Here is a 4253-nt window from a genome sequence, read left to right as displayed (position 1 = left end):
ACCCACAAGGGATGCAAGGACAACACGGTGTCAAGAAAAAGGTAAAAACTCCTTTCGAATAGATTTTTATGTGAGGCAATAAGGTAGTTTTCAAAAATTATCATGAATAATAATTTTTACCTCTGTTCCTTTATTCACTTCACTGTCAATTTTGAACTGCCATCCATGAGCTAAAACAAGGTGTTTAACTATAGCTAATCCGAGCCCTGTTCCTCCAAGCTGTCTTGAACGGGCTTGATCAACCCTGTAAAATCTCTCTCCAATTCTATAGAGATGCTCCTTTGGAATTCCTATCCCTGTATCTTCCACTGAAAGAATTCCTTTATCATTTTCCTGGAAAAATCTCACTTTTACTAAGCCTTTTTCAGTAAATTTTATGGCATTGTCTATGAGATTTATCATTATTTGGGTAAATCTATCTTTATCTGCATAAATAAATGTTTCATAGGGAATTTCTTTTTTTAAAAGAAGCCCTTTTTTTTCTGCCCTGTCCTTAAAAATCTCAAAAACCGACTCTACCAGACTCTCAAGCAGTATCTTTTCCTTTTCAATTTTTATATCTCCTGATTCAATCCTTGAGAGAGTCAAAAGGTCTTCTACCAGTGCATTAAGTCTGTCTGCCTGATTTTTTATGATTTCAATAAATTTTTTGGCATTCTCTCTTTCATCAATAGCTCCATCAAGAAGAGCTTCCGCATAGCCTTTTATGGCAGTAACAGGTGTTTTAAGTTCATGAGAAACATTTGCGACAAAATCTCTTCTTATATTTTCAAGTTGTTTAAGTCTACTTATGTCATGAAGAAGAATTATTAGAAAAGAGACACTTCCTGAATCAACCACAGGCATTGCTTTGGCAAGAAGATATATGTCTTTTCCAGCTTTCTTAACTATGATTTCTGCTGTCAAATCTTGTTTTTCAACCATTGCTGAGCTTATAAGATTTATTAAATCTATGTTTCTAATAACTTCAATAACCTGTTTTCCTTCTGGAGGTTCATCTATTCTTAAAATATCTTTAAGACTTTGATTGGCAAGCATTATGTAACCTCTGGGATCAATAATAAGAAGTCCTTCTGTTATTGATTTTAAAATTGTTTCAAAGCTTTGAGGTGATTTAATTTGAGTTAATTCATAAACATTTTTTTCAGACTGCAGCTCATGAATTTTTTGAGAAAGTGTTTTTATCCTGCCTGCCAGTATCAAAATTATAAGAATTAAAAGAAAAATCAGCAATATTAAAAATTCCGCTACCATTAAGCCTCAATGTAATAGCCAATTCCACGAAGTGTTTTAATATATTCTGGATTATCAGGATCCTCTTCAATTTTTAAACGAAGTCTTCTTATGTGAACATCCACTGTTCTTGAATCCACATAAATTTCATGCCCCCATACAGCATCAAGAAGATGGTCTCTATTAAAAATTTTATTTGGTCTTTCTGCAAGGTATAAAAGAAGTTTAAACTCAGTTGCTGAGAGCCTTTTTGGCTGTCCTTTTACTGTTACCAGGTATTTTTCCTTATCTATTACCATTTCTTTTATTTTTATAATCTTCTGCTTAGAATGTGCTGGCATTGTTCTTCTTAAAACTGCTTTTATTCTTGCCAGAAGCTCTTTTGAGCTGAAAGGCTTTGTAATGTAATCGTCTGCTCCAGCTTCCAGTCCTGTGATTTTATCAAACTCTTCACCCTTTGCAGTTACAATTATTATTCCCGTTTTCTGCATATCTGGATTATTTCTTATAACTTTGCATATCTCAAGTCCCTGAATCTTAGGCAGCATGAGGTCAAGAACCACGAGATCAAAGAAATTTTCTCTTAGTTTCTTTAAAGCTGTCTCACCATCAAGAGCTATTGTTACTTCAAAATTTTCCTTTTTAAGTGTATAGGCTATTAAATCAGCAATCTCTCTTTCGTCCTCAACAACTAAAATTTTTTCATTCATTTAAAACCTTTTTTAAATCTTCCTCTGATATTTCAAAGTTTATTTTCATCTTACCTATTGCTTCTGGAATGACCATTCTGATTTTTCCTTCAATGTTCTTTTTATCAAGCAAAATGGTTTTTATCATGGCTGATGAATCCATATTAAGAGGTAGATTTATGGGTAATCCAAAGTTTTTCAAAATATTTTTTATTCTTTCCAGACTTTCTGTTTCAAGAAAACCAAGCATTCTACTGAGCTTTGCCTCATAGACCATTCCAATTGATATTGCCTCTCCATGAAGATATCTGCCATAACCTGTCAGAGTTTCAATGGCATGCCCGATTGTATGACCATAATTGAGTATGGCTCGAAGAGAGCTTTCTCTTTCATCCTTTGAAACAACCTCTGTCTTGATCTCACAGGCTCTTTTTATTATCTGGATCAGTACTTCTTTTTCTTTTCTCAGAATTTTTTCCCTATTTATCTCAAGAAATTCAAAAAATTCTCTATCCCATATAATTCCATATTTTATAACCTCAGCCAAACCTGAAATAAACTCTCTTTCAGGTAAAGTATCAAGGGTATCAACATCAATCCATACTAAAGAAGGTTGCCAGAAACTCCCAATCATGTTTTTGCCAAGAGGATGGTTAACAGCAGTTTTTCCTCCTACTGAACTGTCAACCTGAGCAAGCAAGGTTGTTGGTATCTGAATGTAAGGTATGCCTCTCATATATATGGAAGCAACAAAGCCTGTGAGGTCTCCTATCACTCCTCCTCCTAAGGCAATAAGTGAGGAGCGTCTGTCAAATCCTGCTTCAAGAAGTTGAGTAAGAATATGGTATGCCCAGAAGTAGTCTTTGTAAAGCTCTCCATCTGGGACTAAAACTGAATAAGTGTCGAATCCTTCTTTTTTTAATGATGCTATTACTCTTTCGCCGTAAAGCTCAAAAATCTTTGGATTGCTTATGATAGATACTTTCTTTCCTACAGAAAATCTTAGCAGCCTCTCTCCAATGAGGGAAAGATTTCCTCTGTCAATGAGAATTTCATAACTTCGTTCACCCAATTCAACTCTAAGTTTTTCCATCTATCAACCTCTCAATTATTTTTTCTGTCACCTGCTCAGGAGTTAATCCTTCTGTGTCAATGCAAAAATCTGCTTTTTCATAAAGATGTTTTCTCTTTTCAAGGAGTTCTTTTATCCTTTTTTCAGGATTTTCCACCTGCAGTAGAGGTCTGTCTTTACAATGCTTCACTCTTTCAAAAATAACATTTTCTGAAGCTTTAAGGCAAAAAATTACACCATTTTCCTTAAGTTTTTTCATATTTTCTTCTCTTAAAACAACTCCTCCGCCTGTGGCAATAACCTGTCTGTTTTTTTGAGTTATGAGATTTATAACTTCTGATTCAATATCTCTGAAACGGGGCTCTCCAAATCTTGAAAAAATCTCAGAAATTTTCATGCCTGTTGTTTTTTCAATAACTTTATCAACATCAATGAATTTAAAACCAAGTTTTTTTGATAGAATTTTCCCAACTGAGCTCTTCCCTGTGCCCATGAATCCTATGAGAACAATATTTTTCATGTTAAAATTAATTTATGCAATACTATTATACTAAAAATTTCATAGGCTTTGGGATTCTACTGTTTCTTGTATTTTTTATTTTCACCAGTGCCTGCGCAAAAAAAGAGGCTGATTATTACAAAGTCACAGAAATCAATGATGGTGATACTGTCAGTATTGTTACGGGCAGTTTTTTTGGGATTATAGTTAAAACTGAAAGAGTGCGTCTTATTGGAATAGATGCACCAGAGCTTGCCCAGGAACCATGGGGAAGAAGAGCTAAAAATCATCTAAGAAAACTCATTAAAGAAAGTGACTGGCTTGTAAAAATTGAACTCGATGTTCAGCACAGAGACAGATATGGAAGAATTCTTGCATATCTGTGGGATAAAAATGGGAGGATGCTTAACTATATGATGGTAAGAGATGGATATGCTATGGTTTATACAGTGCCGCCAAATGTTAAATATACTGAATGGTTTTTGCAGGCACAAAGACTGGCAAGACAGGAAAAAAGAGGAATTTGGGGAAAAGATGGACTCCGTGAGGCGCCATCTCAATGGAGAAAACAGCATCCTCAAAATCATAGATAAGATTTTAACCGGAAACTGCGAATAGAAGTAGCAAAGATTTACATTGATGCGGTAAAACTCTTGAAAAACTACAGTATGACAATTTTGCGAAAGTCTAAAAAGTGATTTCTTGCAAACCCTTGATAATTCTTGATGGACGGTAGGGGACTTGAACCCCCGACCTCCAG

5 protein-coding genes are annotated in these 4253 nt (G+C 34.7%); 1 reads left to right on the top strand and 4 read right to left on the bottom strand.

From position 1 onward, the window contains the following. Positions 1 to 90: 90 nt before the first annotated feature. The 4 genes from ACP5O9_RS08685 to ACP5O9_RS08670 are packed head-to-tail and all read right to left on the bottom strand — an operon-like array spanning position 91 to position 3514. Entirely contained in the window at positions 91 to 1254 is a 1164-nt protein-coding gene (locus ACP5O9_RS08685; RefSeq protein WP_424905295.1) for a sensor histidine kinase, read from the bottom strand. Continuing rightward, positions 1254 to 1943, bottom strand: a complete 690-nt coding sequence (locus ACP5O9_RS08680; protein ID WP_353686272.1) for a response regulator — start codon at positions 1941 to 1943, stop codon at positions 1254 to 1256. Before ACP5O9_RS08680 ends, ACP5O9_RS08685 begins: the two co-directional genes overlap by 1 nt. Then, on the bottom strand, positions 1936 to 3015 hold the full coding sequence (gene aroB, locus ACP5O9_RS08675) for a 3-dehydroquinate synthase (RefSeq protein WP_353686273.1): 1080 nt from the start codon (positions 3013 to 3015) through the stop codon (positions 1936 to 1938). The genes ACP5O9_RS08680 and aroB overlap by 8 nt, the downstream gene beginning before the upstream one ends. Beyond that, on the bottom strand, positions 3002 to 3514 hold the full coding sequence (locus ACP5O9_RS08670; protein WP_353686274.1) for a shikimate kinase: 513 nt from the start codon (positions 3512 to 3514) through the stop codon (positions 3002 to 3004). Before ACP5O9_RS08670 ends, aroB begins: the two co-directional genes overlap by 14 nt. 14 nt (positions 3515 to 3528) lie before the next feature. Here ACP5O9_RS08670 and ACP5O9_RS08665 point away from each other — a divergent pair, with 14 nt between their 5' ends. After that, positions 3529 to 4086: a thermonuclease family protein gene (locus ACP5O9_RS08665; RefSeq protein ID WP_353686275.1), complete on the top strand. Its 558-nt coding sequence runs from the start codon at positions 3529 to 3531 to the stop codon at positions 4084 to 4086. Positions 4087 to 4253: the final 167 nt, after the last annotated feature.

It is taken from the genome of Thermodesulfovibrio sp. (genome assembly GCF_049969575.1).
GTDB classification, from domain to species: domain Bacteria; phylum Nitrospirota; class Thermodesulfovibrionia; order Thermodesulfovibrionales; family Thermodesulfovibrionaceae; genus Thermodesulfovibrio; species Thermodesulfovibrio obliviosus.
This window is presented reverse-complemented; position numbering and strand designations above follow the sequence as displayed.